The organism is Pseudomonas asplenii (genome assembly GCF_900105475.1).
GTDB classification, from domain to species: domain Bacteria; phylum Pseudomonadota; class Gammaproteobacteria; order Pseudomonadales; family Pseudomonadaceae; genus Aquipseudomonas; species Aquipseudomonas asplenii.
In genome coordinates this window covers 6,068,669-6,087,053 of the sequence record NZ_LT629777.1, presented here as the reverse complement: position 1 = coordinate 6,087,053, position 18,385 = coordinate 6,068,669, and the positions used below count along the sequence as shown (strand labels likewise).

Annotated in this window: 14 protein-coding genes; 7 read left to right on the top strand and 7 right to left on the bottom strand. The window is 63.1% G+C overall.

Annotated features, from left to right (window positions below; all coding sequences use genetic code 11):
* Window positions 1-28: 28 nt before the first annotated feature.
* The gene (pvdN, locus tag BLU37_RS27005) at window positions 29-1,315 is read right to left on the bottom strand and encodes a pyoverdine-tailoring periplasmic protein PvdN (RefSeq protein ID WP_090210455.1); all 1,287 of its coding nucleotides are present in this window, start codon (window positions 1,313-1,315) and stop codon (window positions 29-31) included.
* Between the two features lie 82 nt (window positions 1,316-1,397).
* Complete coding sequence (gene pvdM / locus BLU37_RS27000) at window positions 1,398-2,729, bottom strand: pyoverdine-tailoring dipeptidase-like protein PvdM (RefSeq protein WP_090210453.1); 1,332 nt, start codon at window positions 2,727-2,729, stop codon at window positions 1,398-1,400.
* Window positions 2,730-2,908: 179 nt separating this feature from the next.
* Between pvdM and pvdP the strand changes: the two genes are divergently transcribed.
* Complete coding sequence (gene pvdP / locus BLU37_RS26995) at window positions 2,909-4,522, top strand: pyoverdine maturation tyrosinase PvdP (protein ID WP_090210451.1); 1,614 nt, start codon at window positions 2,909-2,911, stop codon at window positions 4,520-4,522.
* Window positions 4,523-4,654: 132 nt separating this feature from the next.
* On the opposite strand, the gene BLU37_RS26990 is transcribed toward pvdP, so the two are convergent.
* The 3 genes from BLU37_RS26990 to BLU37_RS26980 are packed head-to-tail and all read right to left on the bottom strand — an operon-like array spanning window position 4,655 to window position 9,185.
* Window positions 4,655-6,028: an efflux transporter outer membrane subunit gene (locus tag BLU37_RS26990; protein ID WP_090210450.1), complete on the bottom strand. Its 1,374-nt coding sequence runs from the start codon at window positions 6,026-6,028 to the stop codon at window positions 4,655-4,657.
* Between the two features lie 7 nt (window positions 6,029-6,035).
* Window positions 6,036-8,009 carry a MacB family efflux pump subunit gene (locus tag BLU37_RS26985; RefSeq protein WP_090210449.1) on the bottom strand — a complete coding sequence of 658 codons (1,974 nt, stop codon included), beginning with the start codon at window positions 8,007-8,009 and terminating at the stop codon, window positions 6,036-6,038.
* The gene (locus BLU37_RS26980) at window positions 8,010-9,185 is read right to left on the bottom strand and encodes an efflux RND transporter periplasmic adaptor subunit (protein ID WP_090211018.1); all 1,176 of its coding nucleotides are present in this window, start codon (window positions 9,183-9,185) and stop codon (window positions 8,010-8,012) included. It lies immediately after the preceding gene.
* A gap of 276 nt (window positions 9,186-9,461) precedes the next feature.
* On the opposite strand from BLU37_RS26980, the gene BLU37_RS26975 reads away from it, so the two are divergent.
* From BLU37_RS26975 to BLU37_RS26960, 4 genes are all read left to right on the top strand, one after another.
* Window positions 9,462-9,962 carry a sigma-70 family RNA polymerase sigma factor gene (locus BLU37_RS26975; protein WP_010446826.1) on the top strand — a complete coding sequence of 167 codons (501 nt, stop codon included), beginning with the start codon at window positions 9,462-9,464 and terminating at the stop codon, window positions 9,960-9,962.
* Window positions 9,963-10,437: 475 nt separating this feature from the next.
* Window positions 10,438-13,203, top strand: a complete 2,766-nt coding sequence (gene mgtA / locus BLU37_RS26970; protein ID WP_090210447.1) for a magnesium-translocating P-type ATPase — start codon at window positions 10,438-10,440, stop codon at window positions 13,201-13,203.
* A gap of 110 nt (window positions 13,204-13,313) precedes the next feature.
* Entirely contained in the window at window positions 13,314-14,030 is a 717-nt protein-coding gene (locus BLU37_RS26965; RefSeq protein ID WP_090210444.1) for an MgtC/SapB family protein, read from the top strand.
* 236 nt (window positions 14,031-14,266) lie between these two features.
* Window positions 14,267-14,893, top strand: coding sequence for a response regulator transcription factor (locus tag BLU37_RS26960; protein WP_090210442.1), 627 nt, complete (start codon window positions 14,267-14,269; stop codon window positions 14,891-14,893).
* Between the two features lie 8 nt (window positions 14,894-14,901).
* Here the strand turns inward: BLU37_RS26960 and BLU37_RS26955 are convergent, their stop codons facing one another.
* Window positions 14,902-15,123 carry a helix-turn-helix domain-containing protein gene (locus BLU37_RS26955; RefSeq protein ID WP_010446818.1) on the bottom strand — a complete coding sequence of 74 codons (222 nt, stop codon included), beginning with the start codon at window positions 15,121-15,123 and terminating at the stop codon, window positions 14,902-14,904.
* Between the two features lie 9 nt (window positions 15,124-15,132).
* Window positions 15,133-15,684 carry a DUF2975 domain-containing protein gene (locus BLU37_RS26950; protein WP_090210440.1) on the bottom strand — a complete coding sequence of 184 codons (552 nt, stop codon included), beginning with the start codon at window positions 15,682-15,684 and terminating at the stop codon, window positions 15,133-15,135.
* Between the two features lie 262 nt (window positions 15,685-15,946).
* Here BLU37_RS26950 and BLU37_RS26945 point away from each other — a divergent pair, with 262 nt between their 5' ends.
* Together BLU37_RS26945 and BLU37_RS26940 are read left to right on the top strand one after the other, a co-directional pair.
* On the top strand, window positions 15,947-16,813 hold the full coding sequence (locus BLU37_RS26945; RefSeq protein WP_090210438.1) for a pirin family protein: 867 nt from the start codon (window positions 15,947-15,949) through the stop codon (window positions 16,811-16,813).
* Between the two features lie 77 nt (window positions 16,814-16,890).
* Window positions 16,891-18,354, top strand: coding sequence for a mechanosensitive ion channel domain-containing protein (locus BLU37_RS26940; protein ID WP_090210436.1), 1,464 nt, complete (start codon window positions 16,891-16,893; stop codon window positions 18,352-18,354).
* Window positions 18,355-18,385: the final 31 nt, after the last annotated feature.

The window sequence follows — 18,385 nt, the reverse complement described above, 5'->3', positions numbered from 1 at the left end:
AACGCTGGGCCGTGCCGCCGGGCCCGATTCATAGTTGCTGGCCGAGCAGGGTCATGAACCGGTCCAGTTCGGCTTCGCTATTGAGCAGGCCGGGGGCGGTGCGCACCACGGGCCCTACGTCGCGGTCCACCGCATCGACCACCACCTTGTTCTTGAGTAGCCTGGCTGCGACCTGGTCGCTGTCCTGGCCCTTGACCCGGAAGAAGCTGAAACCGGCCGACAGTTGCGGGCTCATGGGCGTGACCAGTTCGATACGCGAGTCGGCCTGCAGGCGCTGCTTGAGTTCAGTGTTGAGCGCATGGATCCGCGCCTGGACCTCGGCCTTGCCCAGTTCCAGGTGCAGTTCGAAGGCCTGGTCCAGGGCCCAGCGGTGTTCGAAGGCGTGATAGCCACCTGGGCTCATCGAGGTGGCGAAGTTGGTGTCTTCGGAGAAGGTCGGTTCCAGCGGCGTGACGTCCCTGACCTCTTCCGAGCGGGCGCAGACAATGCCGGTGCCACGCGGGCCGAACAGCCACTTGTGGGTACCGGCAATGAAGAAGTCGCAGTGCATGTCCGGGAAGTCGAGGTTGTCGACGCCGAAGCCGTGGACCCCGTCGACCACATAGAGGATGCGGTCCTTGTCGTCGCGATCGCGGTTCTTTTCCTCCACCAGCTTGCCGATCTCGCCAATCGGCAGCTTGACCCCGCTGCCCGATTGCACCCAGGTCATGCCCAGGACCCGGGTTTGCGGCTTGATGGCTCGGGCGATATTACCGAGCACTTCATCGGCCGAGACCCGCTGGGGGGCCTTGAACAGGCTGATCTTGCGCACGCGGGTGCCTTCGCGTTCGGTGCGCAGCCGCAGGGTGTTGCGGGTCGAGTAATGCTCGTGCTCGGTGGTGAGAATTTCCTGGTCGGGGCGCACATGGATGCCGCCGTAGATCATCGCCAGGCCTTCGGTGGTGCTGCCGGTCAGGGCGATCTGGCCCGGCTGGGCCTTCAGGTAGCGTCCAGCGGCCTGGCGTACCTGGTTTTCGCGCTTCCAGGTTTCGGCCAGGTCCCAGTCCATTGCCAGGCCCGGGTTGCGATCGATGGCCGCGCGATGGCGCTCGATGGCGTCGCGTACGGGCTTGGGGTGGCTGGTGACCAGGAAGTTGGAGAAGTGCAGGTAGTCCGGGTCCTGGTCGAACAGCTGGCGCAGTCGCGTCCATTTATCGCCGCTCTGCGTGGGGGCGGCGGCCGGTGTGGAGGCGGCGGCCAGGTCCAGGCGGGCACCGAGCGGCAGGCTGGCAGCGAGCAGGCCGGCCTGCTTGAGAAAGGTTCTGCGGTCAGTCATGAGTGATCACTTGGACGGTCTGGATAATGGATCGGCGCACGGGCTGAAGTGGGCAATCCCGCTTCAGGCCGGGCGCAGGCGTTCAGGGTTTGGCGGCCTTCTGTACCTGGTCCCAGACTCGCAGGAAGTTGCCGCCCCAGAGCTTGGCGATATCGGCTTCGGAATAACCGCGCTGGAGCAGTTCGGCAGTCACGTTGCGTGCTTCGCTGACGTCCTTGAAACCGTCGATGCCGCCGCCGTCGTTGAAGTCCGAACTGATGCCGACGTGGTCGATGCCGATTTTTTTCACCGCATAGTCGATGGCGTTGCCGAAGTCCTTGAGGTCGGCCTTGGGTTCCTTGTCGAGGATCGCGTACAGCTCGCTGGCGTATTCGCCGAAGCGCTGTTCCGGCCAGACGGTGATGATCGGATCGCCGGGCATCAGTGCCATGGCCAGGTTCGTCAGGGGCTGCAGGTCGAAACGCTTGCGCAGGGCATTGAGCTTATCCAGGGTGGGCTGGCTCAACGGCCGCAGGTAGGCGGGGAACGCGACGATCTGCACCACGCCGCCGCTGTTCTTGATCAGTTGCATTTCCTGGTCGCTGAGGTTGCGCGGAATGTCCACCAGCGCGCGGGGCGCCGAGTGGGACGCGACCATCGGCGTGCGGCTCAACTGGCTGACCTGTTCCAGGGCCTTGGTCGACATCTGCGAGACGTCGATGATCACCCCCAGGTCGTTGAGACGCTGCACTGCCTGCTTGCCGATGTCGGACAGGCCGCCGAGGGCGTCTGGGGTATCGTTGAGAAACGGCAGTGGTCGGGACGAGTCGGCCCAGTCGTTGTTGCCCACGTAGCTGAAGCCGAACATGCGCATGCCGCGTGCGGCCCAGGTGTCCAGCAGGCTGAGGTCGTGGCCCAGCGGATAGGCGTTGAGCATGCTGATGAAAATCGCGAACTTGCCTTCTCCATGCAGCCGGCGCATGTCATCGGGGGTGTAGGCGATCCCCACCTGATTGGGAAAGTCACGGACTATCCCTGTAATGATCTTGTAGCGAACTTCCTGCTGTTTGCGGGCCTCATCGACGAAACCCGCTGTCGGGCGATGCGGAGCATTCGGGCCGTTCCAGATTTCCGGCCAGCCGAAAACCGTCAGTGCCGCACCCGACAGACGCCCGCGTGCCGCTTTCGCCAGGTCGAACTGAGTGGCGCCATCCTTGTCGGCCTCGCGGCCTTCGGCACCGAAGGTCAGGGGCACGGTAATATGGCTATCGAAAGAGATGATCCGGTCCTGCAACTCATCCGCCTGCTTGACGATCTTCAGCGGATAACCCGGATCTGGCCAGTACTGCCAGCCCAACCAGGCAGAGGCTGCGCCGATGGCCAGGGCCAGTGGCAGACCGATATAGAGAGCCTTTTTCGAGCGCGGTTTTATCATTGCCATCTCATTCTGGTTCGCAGGTCACAGGCAGCCCCAAGGGCTTTTGCTATCTGGGAGGAACGAGTGGAGAGGCACGGAATTTAGCGCTTTTGCAAACTGACGGAGGCTAAATTTTGCCCCGGGTTCAACGTCCTAGCTGGGATAGAGCCTGCTTCAAGGCTGACACAGGTAGGGCGATGACGATTTCTCGACGAGGGTTCATAGCGGGCCTGGCGCTTACCGGCGCTGCCATCCCCGCGGCTTATTACGCACACCGTGAACTGATGCGCGAGGACGAGCCCATCACGCCAGGTGAGGCCACGGTCGATCTGCTCGACACGGCCGGCCAGCGTCTGGCCAACCACTTGCGTGGCGTCTGGAATATTCGTTTCGAGGGCCGTGATGCCGGTCTGGCCGGGCTGCCCCTGGAGGGTGTGCAGGTATTGCTCGATATCGCTCCACGCGGCCGTGCGGTCTGCGGGTTCATCGACACGGCCGAGGGCCTGCGTGGCAAGGCCGAGCCCCGTCTGCGCGTGGTCGCTGACCTGGCGGTGGCTGATGGCGCGCAACTGTTCTGGCGCCTTTTCCGTGCTGGGCAGGCGTTTCCCGAATACGAATTGAGCATGACCCTGGATGAGGTCTGGGCGACCTATGGCAATGCCGGTACGGGTACTCTCTCCGGGCGCATCGAACGCCTTGACCGGCCACTGGCGCTGACCCAACTGGACAGCCGTTTTGTCGCCACCAAGCATACTTTTCCCGAAGCTCGCGAGCGTATCGGCCTGAGTGCGCCCCTGCTCGCCTGGCTGGTGTCGCCCGAGCATCGGTTGTTCCACCAGCTCTGGCACGCCACCCGGGACAAGTGGCACAAGTTGCCCGAGGAAAAACGCGATGGCCTGCGTGGCATCGGTTGGCAGCCCGGGCCCCGGGACAAGGAACGTGACGCCCGCGGTCCGCGCAAGGACCGCAATGGCTCGGGTATCGATTTCTTCTTCATGCACCGGCATATGCTGCGGGCCGCCCGCGCGATCCAGCCGCTGCCGTCCTGGCGCCGTTTCCCGCAGCCGCAGCCGGAGTTGGGGCGTGATCGTCAGGGCTTCATCGAGTATTTCGATAACCATGACGGCTGGGCCGTACCGCCGACCTGGCTGGCCGAAGACGATGATGACTACAGCCAGTGGGTCAGCGATATCAAGAGTGCCGACACCTACCACAGCAACTTCCAGGTCTGGGAGTCGCAGTACACCGACCCGCGTTACCTGTCGAAGCTGACGCTTGGCCAGTTCGGCTCCGAACTCGAACTGGGCCTGCACGACTGGCTGCACATGCGCTGGGCCGCCGTGCCGCGCGATCCGTCCAACGGCGCACCGGTACCAATGGCTCGCGAATTCACCGATTTCGCCCCGCGCTGGTTCGAGCCGGAAAACGACTTTCTCGGCGACCCGTTCTCTTCCCATGTACACCCGGTGTTCTGGCTGTTCCATGGCTGGATCGACGATCGCATCGAGGACTGGTTCCGTGCCCACGAGCGTTTCCATCCGGGCCAGGTCACGCGCCTGGAGGTCAATGGTGTGCCGTGGTTCGCGCCTGGGCGCTGGGTCGAGGTGGAGGATCCGTGGTTGGGCCCGAGCACCCATGGCTGCAGTACCACGCCGGGCCTGAGCGTCGGCAAGTCGGTGGAGATGGACCCGGAGACCATGAAGTTGGCGCTGCGTATCACCTTCGCCGACGAGAAGGGGCTGCCCGACCTGCTGCGACGGGTGCCGCGGCGCCCGTGGTATGCCCGTCACCTGTCGCTGAAAGATCGCTGAGGGGCTGCAGAGGTCGGGGGGGAAGGGCTGCTGAGGCCTGGTGTGGCGAGCGGGCTTGCCACCAGACCACCAGACGGTGTTCGGCCACCCAGGCGCTGAAGGCCGTTCTGGGCAGCCATTGACTCAGCAGGCTCAGTGTTCGGTCCAGCCCCCGCCCAGCGCCTTGTACAAGGCGATGCTGGCCTGTACGCGGCTCAGTCGCAGTTGCACGTTCAGGTCTTGTGCGGCGTACAGCGTGCGCTGGGTTTCCAGCACCGTCAGCAGGTCGGCGGCGCCCGCCCGGTAGCGGCTCTGGGACAGCTCGAAGGCCGCCTTGGCCTGGCGCAGTTCTTCTTCCTGCCATTGGCGTTGCTGGTCCAGGCGCTCGATGCTGTTGAGCGCTTTCTCGACATCGGCGAAGCCGTTGATGATCGCCCCGCGATAGGTCTCCAGCAGTTCCTCTTCACGGGCCGTGGCCTTGTCCCGCTCCGCCCGCAGGCGGCCGTGGTTGAACACCGGTGCAACCAGCCCGGCGGTCAGGTTGTAGAACGGTGTGCGCAGGGCCTCGGAGGTCTCACTGGACTCCGAGCCGAGTCGGGCGCTCAAGGTCAGCTTGGGCAGCAACGCCGCCCGCGCCACCTTGACATCGGCCTGGGCCGCCGCCAGTTGGGCTTCGGCCCGGGCGATGTCCGGGCGGCGGCTCAGCAGCTCGCTGGGCAGGCCCGCGTCGATCCGTGGCCAGCTCAGGCTGGAGAAGGGCTGGCTGCCGACTTTCAGCGTCTGTACCGGTTGGCCGAGCAGGGCGGCCAGGCTGATCAGCGACTCTGCGGCCTGTTGCTGGATCAGCGGCAATTGGCGCTGCTGGGCGGCCACCAGGCTTTTCTGCTGGGCCAGCTCCAGTGCTGTGGCCGAGCCCGAGTCGTAGCGGGTCTGCACCAGCTTGAGTACGTTCTGGGCATTGACCAGGTTCAGTTCGGCGATGTGCTGCTGTTCGCGAGCGGACAGGGTGCGGGCGTACTGGTCGGCGACGCTGCCGAGCAGGGTCAGCTCCACCGTGGCCCGGTCGAACTCGCTGGCCCGCAGGCTCTGCAGGGCGCTATCGCGGGTGGCGGCCAGCCCGCCCCAGAAGTCCACCTCGTAGGTGGCGCTGAGGCCGGCGCCGAAGCTCTTGCTGTTGTTGTCGCTGTCGGCAGTGCCGTGCAGCAGCTTGTTGCGGCTGGCGTCCAGATTCAGATCGACCTGTGGCAGTAGCGGGGCGCCGGCGATCACCGCGCTGGCCCGGGCCTGACGCACCCGTGCGGCGGCAGCGGCGATGTCATGGCTGCCCAGGAGTGCCTGGTCGATCAGTTGGTCGAGTTCGGGGCTGCCAAATTGTCGCCACCATGGGCGATTGTCCTGTTGCAGTGCCTGGCGCTGGGTAAACTGCCAGGCTGTCGGCGGCGCCAGGCCGCTGTCCGGATGGGCAGCGGGGCCGCTGCAGGCATTGAGCAGCAGGCAGATTGTAAGCAGGGAGAGTTGCGGCTTCATAGATCGATCATTCACTGGTAAGGGCGGCCACCGGATCGAGCCGGGCGGCTTTGCGGGCAGGCATGAAGCCGAAGATCACGCCGGTGACCAGGGCGCAGGCGAAGGCACCGGCAACCGCGGCCAGGGAGAACGCCACGGCGACCTTGCTGAGTAGCAGGATGCCGCCGACGGCCATTGCCAAGACCACGCCGGTCAGGCCTCCCACCACCGAGAGCATCACCGCTTCGGTGAGGAACTGGCGCAGGATGTCCCGCTGGCGGGCACCGGTGGCCATGCGAATGCCGATTTCCCGGGTGCGTTCGCGGACGGTCATCAGCATGATGTTCATGACCCCGATCCCACCCACCAGCAGAGAGATGGCGGCAATCGAGCCGAGCATCAGCGACAGCGTGTTCTGGGTTCGGGCTTCTGCCTGGATCATTGCCGCGTTGTTGGTCAGGCGGAAGTCGCGGCGGTCGTCATGCATGGTCAGCATCACTTGGTCGATGGCACGTTCGGCGTCCTTGACGTTGCGTCCGTCACTGGTGGCGATGGCCACATACTCCGGATTGCGGGTGCCGAACAGGCGGACGCTGGCGGCGGTGTAGGGAATCGCGACACGTTCGTCGCTGTCGGTCTCGCCGGAGGTGGCGCCTTTTTCCTGGAGTACGCCGACTACCTGGAAGGGCACGTTCTCGATCAACAGGTATTGTCCGACGGCAGTGGGCAGGTCGTGGAACAGCTTGTCGCGGATCTTGTGGCCGATCACCGCCACGGCGGCGCCGCTCTGGGCATCGGCCTGGGTGAAGTAGCTGCCTTCGACCACCGGCCAGTTGAAGATCGCCGGGAACTGGGTGTCATTGCCGCCGACATAGGCGTTGTGGTCCAGATTACCGAAACGTACGGTGGCGTCGTTGCCATTGACCGGCATGATCATTTTCACCTGGGGCAGGGCTGACAGTGCCGCCACGTCGTCCAGGGTGATCACGCCCAGGGGAGCGCGCGGGGCGGGCGATGCGCCGCTGAGGTAAATGATATTGGAGCCGAAGGCGCCCATCTGGGCGATGACCTGGCGCTTGCTGCCTTCGCCCACCGCCAGCATGACCACCACCGAGGCGACGCCGATGACGATGCCGAGCAGGGTCAGGGCGGTGCGGAAGCGGTTGATCCACATCACCCGCCAGGCGGCCTGCACGGCCTCGAGCAGTTCACTTTTCCAGGCACCGTTGTATTCGCTGCCATTGCTCAGGCGCTGGCGCAGATCCACGGCCTGCAGGGAGCCGGGGTTGGCGTTGGGCAACGGCGCGTCGGCCTGGCTGGCGTTGTCGCTGATGATCAGGCCATCGCGGATTTCGATGATGCGCTTGGCACGGGCGGCGACTTCGCGGTCATGGGTAATCAGTATCACCACGTGGCCCTGGCTGGCCAACTCGTCGAGCAGGCTCATCACCTCGGCGCCGCTATGGCTGTCGAGGGCGCCGGTGGGTTCGTCGGCAAGAATGATATGGCCGCCGTTCATCAGCGCCCGGGCGATCGATACCCGTTGCTGCTGGCCGCCGGACAATTGGTGCGGGCGGTTGCCGCGGCGGCTGGCCAGGCCCAGGCGGTCGAGCAGGGCGGTGGCGCGGGCATGGCGCTCGGCCGCCGGAGTGCCGGCATAGATGGCCGGCATTTCGACGTTTTCCTGGGCCGAGCCGGAGGGGATCAGGTGATAACCCTGGAACACGAACCCGAAGGCCTCGCGACGTAGCCAGGCCAGTTCATCGGTGTCGAGTTCGGCCACCGGCTCGCCGGCGAAGCGGTAGCTGCCGGAAGTGGGGCGGTCGAGGCAGCCGAGAATGTTCATCAGGGTCGACTTGCCGGAGCCTGAGGCGCCGACGATGGCGACGAATTCCCCGGCATGGATCGACAGGTCGATGCCGCGCAACACTTCCACCAGCGGGCTGTCGTCGCCACCGTAGGATTTACGGATGTCCTGCAGTTCGATCAGTGGCGTTTGCATTCAGCCTCCGCTACCGAAGGCCGGACCGATCAGCAGGTGATCGCCTTCGGCCAGGCCTTCGAGTACCTCTATGCGCAAGCGGTCGCTGATGCCGGTGCGGACTTCGCGAGTCTCGATCCGGCCTTGCGGGGTAACCACACGGGCGGTCTGTCGGTGCGGTTCGTGGCCGCCCTGCAGGGCGGCGATCGGTGCGGTGAGGACGTTCTGCGCACGGTCGGCGACAAAGAATACCTGGGTGGTCATTTCCGCCATCAGCGCCTGGTCGGCGTTATCGACATCCAGCAGCACGGTATACAGCACCACTCGAGCGGCGCCGCTCTTGCCACTGCCACTGGGGCTGCTGCTGCCGCTCTGGCTGGACTGCTCCAGCGGCTTGGGCGGCACTGGCAGAATTTGCCGCACGGTGCTGCTCCAGCGTCGGTTGCCACCGCTGAGGGTGGTGAAGTAGGCGCTCATGCCCGGTTTGACGTGGCCGATGTCGGCTTCGGAGACCTCGGCCCATACCGTCATCGGCGACAGCCTGGCAATCCGCAGGATCAGCGGGGTCTGCTGCTGCGCGTTGAGGGTCTGGCCCTCGCGGGCATCGAGGGCGACCACGGTGCCGTTCATGGGCGCATAGATGCGCGTATAACCCAGCTCTGCCTCGTCGCTGCGCAGGCTGGCCTGGGCCTGGAGAATCTGTGCCTGGAACATATTGATGCGTGCCTGGGTGGTACGCATTTCGGCCTGGGCACTCTGAATGTCCTCGACCCGGGTCGCGCCGCCGGCATTGAGTTGCAGTTGGCGCTGGTACTTCTGCCGGGCCAACTCGTGCAGGGCACGTTGCTCCTGCAGCTGGGCCTTGAGGTTTTCGATGGAATAACGGCCTGCGTCGAGCTTGGCTTTCTGCGTCGATGGGTCGATCTCCACCAGCAACTGGCCTTCCTTGACCTGATCGCCGGCTTCGACGTGGATCTTGTGGATTTGCCCGGAAGCCTGGGCACCGACATCGACATAACGACGGGGCTGCAGGGTGCCAAGCGCGGTCACGCTGCTTTCTATATCACCGCGGCTGACCGTGACGGTGGGGAAGCTGTCGCGCCCGGGTGGCAGGATCTGCCAGGTGGCGAAGGCGACGACAGGGATCAGGCAGAGTGAGACAAGCAGGGCGCGTCGGGTGCGTCGAGGACGTTTCATGCAGGGTTCCAGCCGATGGAAGATCGAACCGTGGCCACGCGACAGTGTGATATCGGTCGCTGGCAGGAGCACGGGAGCTTTCAGTTAGACGAGGAGCCCTGTGGCGAATTTAAGCCTTTGTCCGATGCTGTTTTTCCAGACATTGCAGTCTTTTCTTCGGTAACACTTTAAATCTATATGAGAATTACTATAAATTACACGTTCTCAAACTGCCATCATCGAAATCGTCGATGACGCAAGGACCGGCCCCCGCCCCGCGTGCGAACAGGAGTCACATTGGAAAACTACTACCGCGAACTGGTGTGTTTCCTCAATGCGAGACTGGGTAACCGCGAGATTGTCGAGGATGTGGTACATGATGCCTATGTGCGGGTGCTGGAACGCTCCCATGACACACCGATCGAACAGCCGCGGGCCTTTCTCTATCGCACGGCGATGAACCTGGTGATCGATGACCATCGGCGCAATGCCGTGCGCCAGAACGAGTCGCTGGAAGTGCTCGATACCGATGAACGGTTTTTCAGTCCTTCGCCGCAAACCGAACTGGACCACGACCTGCGCCTGCACATGCTGCAGCGTGCCCTGACTGAGCTGCCGCCTTTGTGTCGAGACAGTTTCATGTTGCGAAAGCTGGAGGGGCTGTCGCATCCGGAAATCGCCGAACGCCTGAATATCTCCCGCAGCCTGGTGGAAAAACATATCGTCAATGCGATGAAACACTGCCGTTCCCGTATGCGTCAGTGGGACTGCGAAGGCTGTTCGTCCTCCCCAACCTGAACCCTGCCTGAAGAACCTTTCGGTAGCCCTGCGAAACGCCTGGTTACCGTTTACGCTGTAAATGTCGAAGTGTAAGCTTCGCGCGTTTTCATCCATTGCGGAGGCCCATGTGGGTACTTGTTCGAGTGACAGTAGTCGGCCGGTTCCGATGACCGGCATATTCTCGGCAAGATAACGCGCAGCCTCCACCTGCCGTTGTCTCGCCCGAAAGCGAGAAGCGGCATTCCGATCACAGCCCCTGGCGGCTGTCTTGCGAAGTCCCTTTTCCCGACACTGAACAGTGTGTGATGTGGCCCCTGGCCTGTCGCGACGCTATCGACGCGCCTGGCATTTTTGCCTGGCGGCCAACCGTGACTGTCCGATTGGGCCTGGCACGCGCTGGCGGTATCGCGCATGTGGATTCTGCTCGCACGATCAATGTCGACCGTCTTTCTGCCGTTGCAGGAGCCGGGTCGGTGGAGCGGGAGTCAGCCCCATGAACCTCACCCTGTTGAAGGAATTCTTTGCCGGTTTCCTGCGGACCCGGCATTTCGCCCGGCACTTTCGCCGTCTGGCCTTGCTTGAAAGCCTGACCAACGCCACGGTCAGCCGCGAGGTTCCGCCCACCCTGGCGCAGACCCTGGTGTCGGCCGCCAACGATCACCCCCTGGGCTTGCTGGAGCGCCTTGGCGCCCATGCCGACGGCTTGAGCGAAGCCCAGGCCCAACAGTTGCGGGAAAAGTTCGGGCTCAACGAGGTCGAGCATGAGCAGCCGCTGAAGTGGTGGGTACACTTGTGGCACTGCTACAAGAATCCTTTCAACCTGCTGTTGACCCTGCTGGCGCTGATTTCCTGGCTGACCGATGACCTCAAGGCCGCCACGGTGATCTTCTCCATGGTGGTGCTCTCGACCCTGCTGCGTTTCTGGCAGGAAGCCAAGTCGAACAAGGCCGCCGATGCGCTCAAGGCCATGGTCAGCAACACCGCGACGGTCATGCGCCGGGATTTCGCCGCACACACCACCCCGGTGTTCGGCAAGTTCCATGCAGCCTCGGCTCAGGTTCAGGGTGCCCAGCGTATCGAGTTGCCGATCCGCCAGTTGGTGCCGGGCGACCTGATCGTGCTCTCGGCCGGCGACATGATTCCCGCCGACTGCCGGGTGCTGACCGCCAAGGACCTGTTCGTCAGCCAGGCGGCGATGACCGGCGAGTCCATGCCGGTGGAGAAATTCGTCCGTCAGATCGACCCCAGCGCCAATAACCCGCTGGATCTGGACAACATCCTGTTCATGGGCACCAACGTGGTCTCCGGGGCGGCCACCGCAGTGGTGCTGACCACCGGCAACAACACCTATTTCGGCGCCCTGGCCCAGCGGGTCAGCGCCACCGACCGCGCGCCGACCTCGTTCCAGCACGGGGTGAACAAAGTCAGCTGGCTGCTGATCCGCTTCATGTTCGTCATGGCGCCACTGGTACTGTTCATCAACGGCTTCACCAAGGGCGACTGGATGGAGGCGCTGCTGTTCGCGCTGTCGATCGCCGTCGGCCTGACGCCGGAAATGCTGCCGATGATCGTCACCTCGACGCTGGCCAAGGGCGCGGTGTTCCTGTCGCGCAAGAAGGTCATCGTCAAGCGCCTGGATGCGATCCAGAACTTCGGCGCGATGGATGTGCTGTGCACCGACAAGACCGGTACCCTGACCCAGGACAGGATTTTCCTGGCGCGGCATGTCGATGTCTGGGGCGAGGAGTCCGAGGATGTGCTGGAAATGGCCTACCTCAACAGCTATTACCAGACCGGCCTGAAAAACCTGCTGGACGTCGCGGTGCTCGAACATGTCGAGGTGCACCGTGAGTTGCAGGTCGGTACCGCGTTTCAGAAGGTTGACGAGATCCCGTTCGACTTCAATCGTCGGCGTATGTCGGTGGTGGTGGTCGAGCAGGACCATCCACACCTGCTGATCTGCAAGGGCGCGGTAGAGGAAGTCTTGTCGGTGTGCACCCGGGTGCGTCACGGCGAGGCCGAGGAACCGCTGACCGACGAACTGTTGGCGCGGATTCGCCAGGTCACTGCGACGTTCAACGAAGAGGGGTTGCGGGTGGTGGCGGTCGCGGCGCGCTCCATGGAAGCCGGTGAGGATGTCTACAGCCTGGCCGACGAACAGGATCTGACCCTGATCGGCTACGTGGCCTTCCTCGACCCGCCCAAGGAAAGCACCGCTCCGGCCCTGCGTGCGCTGGCTGAACACGGCGTCGCGGTGAAAGTGCTGACCGGCGACAACGAGCTGGTGACCGCCAAGATCTGTCGCGAGGTCGGTCTGGAGCAGCAGGGCCTGTTGATGGGCAACGACATCGAGCGCATGAGCGACAAGCAGTTGGCCAAGGCGATCGAGACCACCAACGTGTTTGCCAAACTGACGCCGTCGCACAAGGAACGTATCGTTCGCCTGCTCAAGGCCAACGGCCATGTGGTCGGTTTCATGGGGGACGGCATCAATGACGCACCGGCCCTGCGTACCGCCGATATCGGCATTTCGGTGGACAGCGCGGTGGACATCGCCAAGGAAGCGGCCGACATCATCCTGCTGGAAAAGAGCCTGATGGTGCTGGAGGAGGGCGTGCTCGAAGGGCGTCGCACCTTCGCCAACATGCTCAAGTACATCAAGATGACCGCCAGCTCGAACTTCGGCAACGTGTTCTCGGTGCTGGTGGCCAGCGCCTTCATTCCGTTCCTGCCGATGCTGCCGATGCACCTGCTGGTGCAGAACCTGCTGTACGACATCTCGCAGATCGCCATCCCGTTCGATAACGTCGACGAGGACCTGCTGCGCAAGCCGCAGCGCTGGCAGCCGGCGGATGTCGGGCGCTTCATGTTCTTCTTCGGGCCGATCAGTTCGATCTTTGACATCACCACGTTCGCCTTGATGTGGTATGTCTTTGATGCCAACACCCCGGATCACCAGACGTTGTTCCAGTCGGGCTGGTTCGTGGTCGGCCTGCTGACCCAGACGCTGATCGTGCACATGATCCGCACGCCGAAGATTCCGTTCCTGCAAAGCCGCGCGGCGACGCCGCTGATGATCATGACGTTGGTCATCATGGTGGTGGGGATCTTCCTGCCGATGGGCCCGCTGGCGCATTACTTCAAGTTGCAGGCGTTGCCGTCGCTGTACTTCGTGTTCCTGCCGGTGATCCTGCTGGCGTACATGGCGCTGACGCAGGCGGTGAAGGGCTTCTACTGCCGTCGATTCGGCTGGCAGTGAGGTGGGTGCCGTGTTGTGGTGAGTGAGCCATTTGTGCCATGGGGTTTTGGGGAGTGACTGCCACAGCCCGATAGCCCCCTGGACCCCATCATCGAAAAGGGAGTGAACGGATGAAGGCTCTGGACAACATCAACCTCGACTCGCTGACCGATACCCTGGTCAGCCTCGGTGCAGCGTTCATCCTCGGTGGGTTGATCGGCTTCGAGCGTCAGTATCGCCAGCGCACCGCCGGCCTGCGCACCAACGTGCTGGTGGCGGTCGGGGCGGCGATCTTTGTCGATATGGCCAACCGTCTTGGCGGTGCCGAGGGCGCGGTGCGGGTGGTTGCCTACGTGGTGTCCGGCATCGGCTTTCTCGGCGCCGGCGTGATCATGCGTGAAGAGGGCAACGTTCGCGGCCTGAACACCGCCGCCACGCTCTGGGCCTCGGCGGCTGTGGGTGCCTGTGCCGGTGCCGACCTGATCCTCGAGGCGCTGCTCGGTACGTTGTTCGTCCTGGCGGCCAACACCCTGCTGCGACCGATCGTCAACTATATCAACCGCCAGCCGCTGGACGTGGTTTCGGCGGAAGTCACCTATATTCTCTATCTGACGGCCCGGCGTACCGAGCAGAAGATCGTGCTGTCCCTGCTGGAAAAGGAGCTGGAGCGCAGCAACTACCCGGCCAGTGATGTCGAGGTGCGGCCGTTCGATGATGAGGAAGTGGAAATCGAGGCAACCCTGGCCGTCACCTCGATCGATGGTGACGAGCTGGATGCGCTGGTGGCGCGTCTGTCGACGTCCAGCAGGGTGCTGCAGGCGTTCTGGAGCCCGAGTACCACCGATTGAACGAAGTCTTCCGTTGCGGCACGCCAGTCTTGGGATTATTCCTACATATCTGAGCGGACCCTGCCGCTAAAGTGCGCGATCCGTCCGGTCGCCCCTCGAGGTCGCAAGGGGGCTGTGCCCAGGCAAGTATCCGAGAACTTTCCTACACTTGAGTTCGTTGGATTCCTTTCTCTTTCGATCGATGCAAGCACGTTCCCGTCTCAAGCAGTGGCTGGCGTACTTCTCAAGGATTTGCGATGCGTACAGCACTGATTGTGGATGACCATCCGTTCGTTCGCCTGGCCATCAAGATATTGCTGGAGAAACTCGATTACGAAGTGGTGGCCGAGGCCGATAACGGCGTCGACGCGGTGCAGCGCGCGCGCGAGCTGGAGCCGCAACTGATCGTGATGGACCTGAACATTCCCCGGCTGGATGGCCTGGAGGTGATCACCCGTATCACCGCGCAGGGGCTGTCCAGCCGGATCGTGGTACTGACCGAGCAATCGCCGGCGTTCTATTCCGAGCGGTGCATGCGTGCCGGTGCCCTGGGCTATGTGTCCAAGACCGCCGAACTCGATGAACTGCAACTGGCGGTGCGAGCGGTGATGCTCAACAAGAGCTTTTTCCCCAGACTCGAGGATCATGGACGGGTGGCCAACCACGTCAACGAGTCCGAGTCGCGGCAGATCGAGAATCTCAGCAATCGCGAGTTGAGCATCCTGCGCTACATTGCCCGGGGCATGAAGAACAAGGAAATCAGCGAACTGATGCTGCTCAGCGACAAGACCGTGAGCACCTACAAGACCCGGCTGATCGACAAGTTGAACCTCAAGTCGGTGGTCGCGCTGGCAGAGTTCGCCAAGCGCAATCAATTGATCTGAGGCTCTCTTCAGCCCTCGGTCGGCCCGGTGTCGGTATAGCTGAGCAGGTCGCCCGGCTGGCAGTCGAGGTAGGCGCAGATCGCTTCCAGGGTCGACAGGCGAAACCCCTTCACCTTGCCTTGCTTGAGCAACGACAGGTTCTGTTCGGTGATGCCGATGGCCGCCGCGAGGTCCTTGGATTTGACCTTGCGCCGGGCGAGCATGACATCGAGTCTGATTTCGATCGGCATGGCGCTGTCCTAGACAAACTGCTGGTTTTCACGGGCCAGCGAGCAGGCCGTGTAGAGAATCTTCGCGATCAGCATGATCGAGGCGGCCAGGAACAACGCGACCAGTTGCGCCGAACTGAAGCCCAGGCTGAGCATGCGCTGCCCGGCGGGCAATAGAAAGGTCATCCACACACTCAGGGCCGGCTCCAGCAGCACGCTGGTCACTACCCAGAGGGCAACACTCTTGCCGACCCTGCCCAGATACCCGGCGGTGTTCGCTGAGAAGTAGTCGCCCCGGGCATAGGCCTGGAATAGCCGGCGCAGAGCCAGCAGCCCCCAGGCGAGCACCAGCAACGGCAGGCTCGACAGCACAATGCAGCCGGCTACCTGCCAGGCGGGCATATCCGCCACGCTGGTGTTGTAGCGGGTGGCCAGCAAGCCCAGGTTGAACCCGATGTCGTAATCGCTGACCAGGCTGGGGTAGAACCAGCAGGCGATATTGACCAGCAGCATGGCAAGAATCAGCAGCAGGGTGGCGTGAGCCAGGCAGCGGCTGTGTTGGGACAGGCGATCGGGAGTCATGACACGTCCTTTGGCAAGGTCGGTGATTTCAAGGGTATGCGCCGCAAGTGAGGGCGTTTAATGACTATATTGCAGCAATTAATTACTGCAAAACGATAATTTTATGGGTTTGTAAGTATTCGATTCCGGATCTGGATCGGGCCGGACGATCAGCGCGACTGAGCTGGCCGTTCCATATGTGGAACGATCAGGCTGGTTTTTCCTGACTACCGCTATAAACGCGACGAACCTAAGCTATGCCCCATGACTTGATGGAGGCTCCATGAAAAAGATTCTCGGTATCTACACCAGTCCCCGTGGCCATTGGGTCGGTGACGGTTTCCCGGTTCGCACGCTGTTTTCCTACGACGGCCTGGGTCAGCAGATCAGTCCGTTCCTGATGCTCGATCACGCAGGCCCCGCCGACTTCACTGCGACCACCGAGCGTCGCGGTGTCGGCCAACACCCCCATCGCGGTTTCGAAACCGTGACCATCGTCTATGACGGCGAAGTCGAGCATCGCGACTCCACCGGCGCCGGTGGCGTGATCGGTCCGGGTGACGTGCAATGGATGACCGCAGCGGCGGGGATCATCCACGAGGAGTTCCATTCCGAGGCCTTTGCCCGGCGGGGCGGCAAGCTGGAAATGGTCCAGCTCTGGGTCAACCTGCCCGCGCGTGACAAGTCGGCACCGGCTGGTTACCAGGGCATCCTCGACCGTGATATCCCGAACATCGCCCTTGAGGATGACGCCGGCAGCCTGCGCCTGATCGCCGGTGAGTTCGCCGGTCAACGTGGCCCGGCGCGGACGTTCACCCCGATCGATGTCTGGGATATTCGCCTCAAGGGTGGCAAGGCGCTGAACCTGGCCCTGCACGCCGGCCATAACACGGTGCTGGTGATGCTGCGCGGCAGCGTACGGCTCAATGGCGAGGCCGTGGCGAGTACCGGGCAGTTGGTGGTGTTCGAGCAGGCCGGTGAACGTCTGCACCTGGAGGCAGATGCCGACGCCATGCTGCTGTTGCTCAGTGGCGAGCCCATCGACGAGCCGATCGTCGGCCACGGTCCGTTCGTGATGAACACCGAGGCGGAGATCCACCAGGCCTTCGTCGATTTCCACAGTGGACGTTTCGGCCAGATGAGCGACTGACGGCGGACTGTAAGCCGCGGGTGAAAGCGGGCTATCCTTGGCACCTGCAGCTGTCCAGCTGTTTGTGGAGCCATGCGATGCCTGACCTGTTCACCTTGTACCCCTTTCTGTCCGAGCACCCGCTGTTGTGTGCGTTGTTCTTGTTGGTGATCGATCTGCTGCTGTGGCGCCTGCTCGGTTCGCGCAGCAACAACTGGAAGCTGGTGGTACGCCCGACGGTGTTTTTGTTGTACAGCCTGGTGCTGTTCAACGAGGGCATGAACCCGATGCAGATCGCCCCCTGGCCCGAGGATATCCCCCGGCATCTGGCGGCCACCGGCTTGCAGATCGGCTGGTGGCTGTTCGGCGCCCGGACCCTGACAGTACTGGTCGGCACGGTGATGATGCAGCGGGTCGGCCATGCCGGGCGGCTGCTGCAGGACGTGCTGGGGGCGATCATTTTCCTCATCGCGATCATCGCCGCGGCGGCCTATGTGCTCGACCTGCCGGTCAAGGGCGTGCTGGCAACCTCCGGAGCGTTTGCGATCATCGTCGGTCTGGCGTTGCAGAGCACCCTCAGCGACGTGTTTTCCGGCATCGTGCTCAATACCACCAAGCCGTACCAGGTCGATGACTGGATCTCCATCGACGGTACCGAAGGCCGCGTGGTCGATATCGACTGGCGTGCCACGCGCCTGCAGACCTCCCAGGGCAGTCTGGCGGTGGTACCCAATTCGCTGGCGGCGAAAGCCCGGATCATCAACTTCAGCCGGCCCAGCGATGTCCACGGCCTGGCCATCAGCCTGGAGGTCAGCCCGCATGTACGGCCTAATGTGGTGGTCGAAGCGCTGGAGCGGGCGGTGCTGGGCTGCCGCTCGTTGTTGACCAAGCCGGCGCCGAGCGTCGCGCTGAAAAGCTCCAGCGCGGCCGGGGTGGAATACGAAATCAGCGGTTTTGTGGTGTCGATGGGTCTCAAGCGCGAGGTGAGCAACCAACTCTACGATCTGGCGTTCCGGCACCTGCAGGCGTCTGGCGTGAGCCTGCTGTCGACGGCGGAGAGCAATCTGGCGGCAACGATTTCCCGTCCGCGGGCATTGCTGGAAAGCTCACCGATCTTTTCGACGCTGCGTTCCGAGGAAAAGGAAACCTTCAGTCAGAACATGGTCCCGCAGCTGTTTCGTGCTGGCAGCATGATCCTGCCGCGCGGCGAGGTCAGCGATCATCTGTTCATCATCGAGTCGGGCGTGGTGTCGGTCACGTTGTTTCGGGGCGACAAGCCGAGCGAAGCAGCGCGGATGGGGCCGGGGGAGGTGATCGGTGAAGCCGGGATCCTCAGCGAGCAGGGTGTGCCGGCAGACTTCACGGCCAAGACCGATTGCCTGCTGTATCGGGTCGAGAAGGAATACCTCAAACCGTGCCTGGATGCCCGGCATGATATCGGCGAAGCGATGAAGAGCCTGCTGGATCACCGTCTGCATGCGGCGCAGAACTTTACCCTCGACGTGTCCAAACCGGTGGTCAAGCGCGGGTTCATGCATTGGTTGCGCAGTCGGGGTGTGTAGGGAACGGTGTGGATCACGGGGATCGCTTGCG

Excerpts from the sequence above, each read along its gene's own strand:
- pvdN (WP_090210455.1), bottom strand. The coding sequence starts at position 1,315 with ATGACTGACCGCAGAACCTTTCTCAAGCAGGCCGGCCTGCTCGCTGCC.
- pvdM (WP_090210453.1), bottom strand. The coding sequence starts at position 2,729 with ATGATAAAACCGCGCTCGAAAAAGGCTCTCTATATCGGTCTGCCACTG.
- pvdP (WP_090210451.1), top strand. The coding sequence starts at position 2,909 with ATGACGATTTCTCGACGAGGGTTCATAGCGGGCCTGGCGCTTACCGGC.
- BLU37_RS26990 (WP_090210450.1), bottom strand. The coding sequence starts at position 6,028 with ATGAAGCCGCAACTCTCCCTGCTTACAATCTGCCTGCTGCTCAATGCC.
- BLU37_RS26985 (WP_090210449.1), bottom strand. The coding sequence starts at position 8,009 with ATGCAAACGCCACTGATCGAACTGCAGGACATCCGTAAATCCTACGGT.
- BLU37_RS26980 (WP_090211018.1), bottom strand. The coding sequence starts at position 9,185 with ATGAAACGTCCTCGACGCACCCGACGCGCCCTGCTTGTCTCACTCTGC.
- mgtA (WP_090210447.1), top strand. The coding sequence starts at position 10,438 with ATGAACCTCACCCTGTTGAAGGAATTCTTTGCCGGTTTCCTGCGGACC.
- BLU37_RS26965 (WP_090210444.1), top strand. The coding sequence starts at position 13,314 with ATGAAGGCTCTGGACAACATCAACCTCGACTCGCTGACCGATACCCTG.
- BLU37_RS26960 (WP_090210442.1), top strand. The coding sequence starts at position 14,267 with ATGCGTACAGCACTGATTGTGGATGACCATCCGTTCGTTCGCCTGGCC.
- BLU37_RS26955 (WP_010446818.1), bottom strand. The coding sequence starts at position 15,123 with ATGCCGATCGAAATCAGACTCGATGTCATGCTCGCCCGGCGCAAGGTC.
- BLU37_RS26950 (WP_090210440.1), bottom strand. The coding sequence starts at position 15,684 with ATGACTCCCGATCGCCTGTCCCAACACAGCCGCTGCCTGGCTCACGCC.
- BLU37_RS26945 (WP_090210438.1), top strand. The coding sequence starts at position 15,947 with ATGAAAAAGATTCTCGGTATCTACACCAGTCCCCGTGGCCATTGGGTC.
- BLU37_RS26940 (WP_090210436.1), top strand. The coding sequence starts at position 16,891 with ATGCCTGACCTGTTCACCTTGTACCCCTTTCTGTCCGAGCACCCGCTG.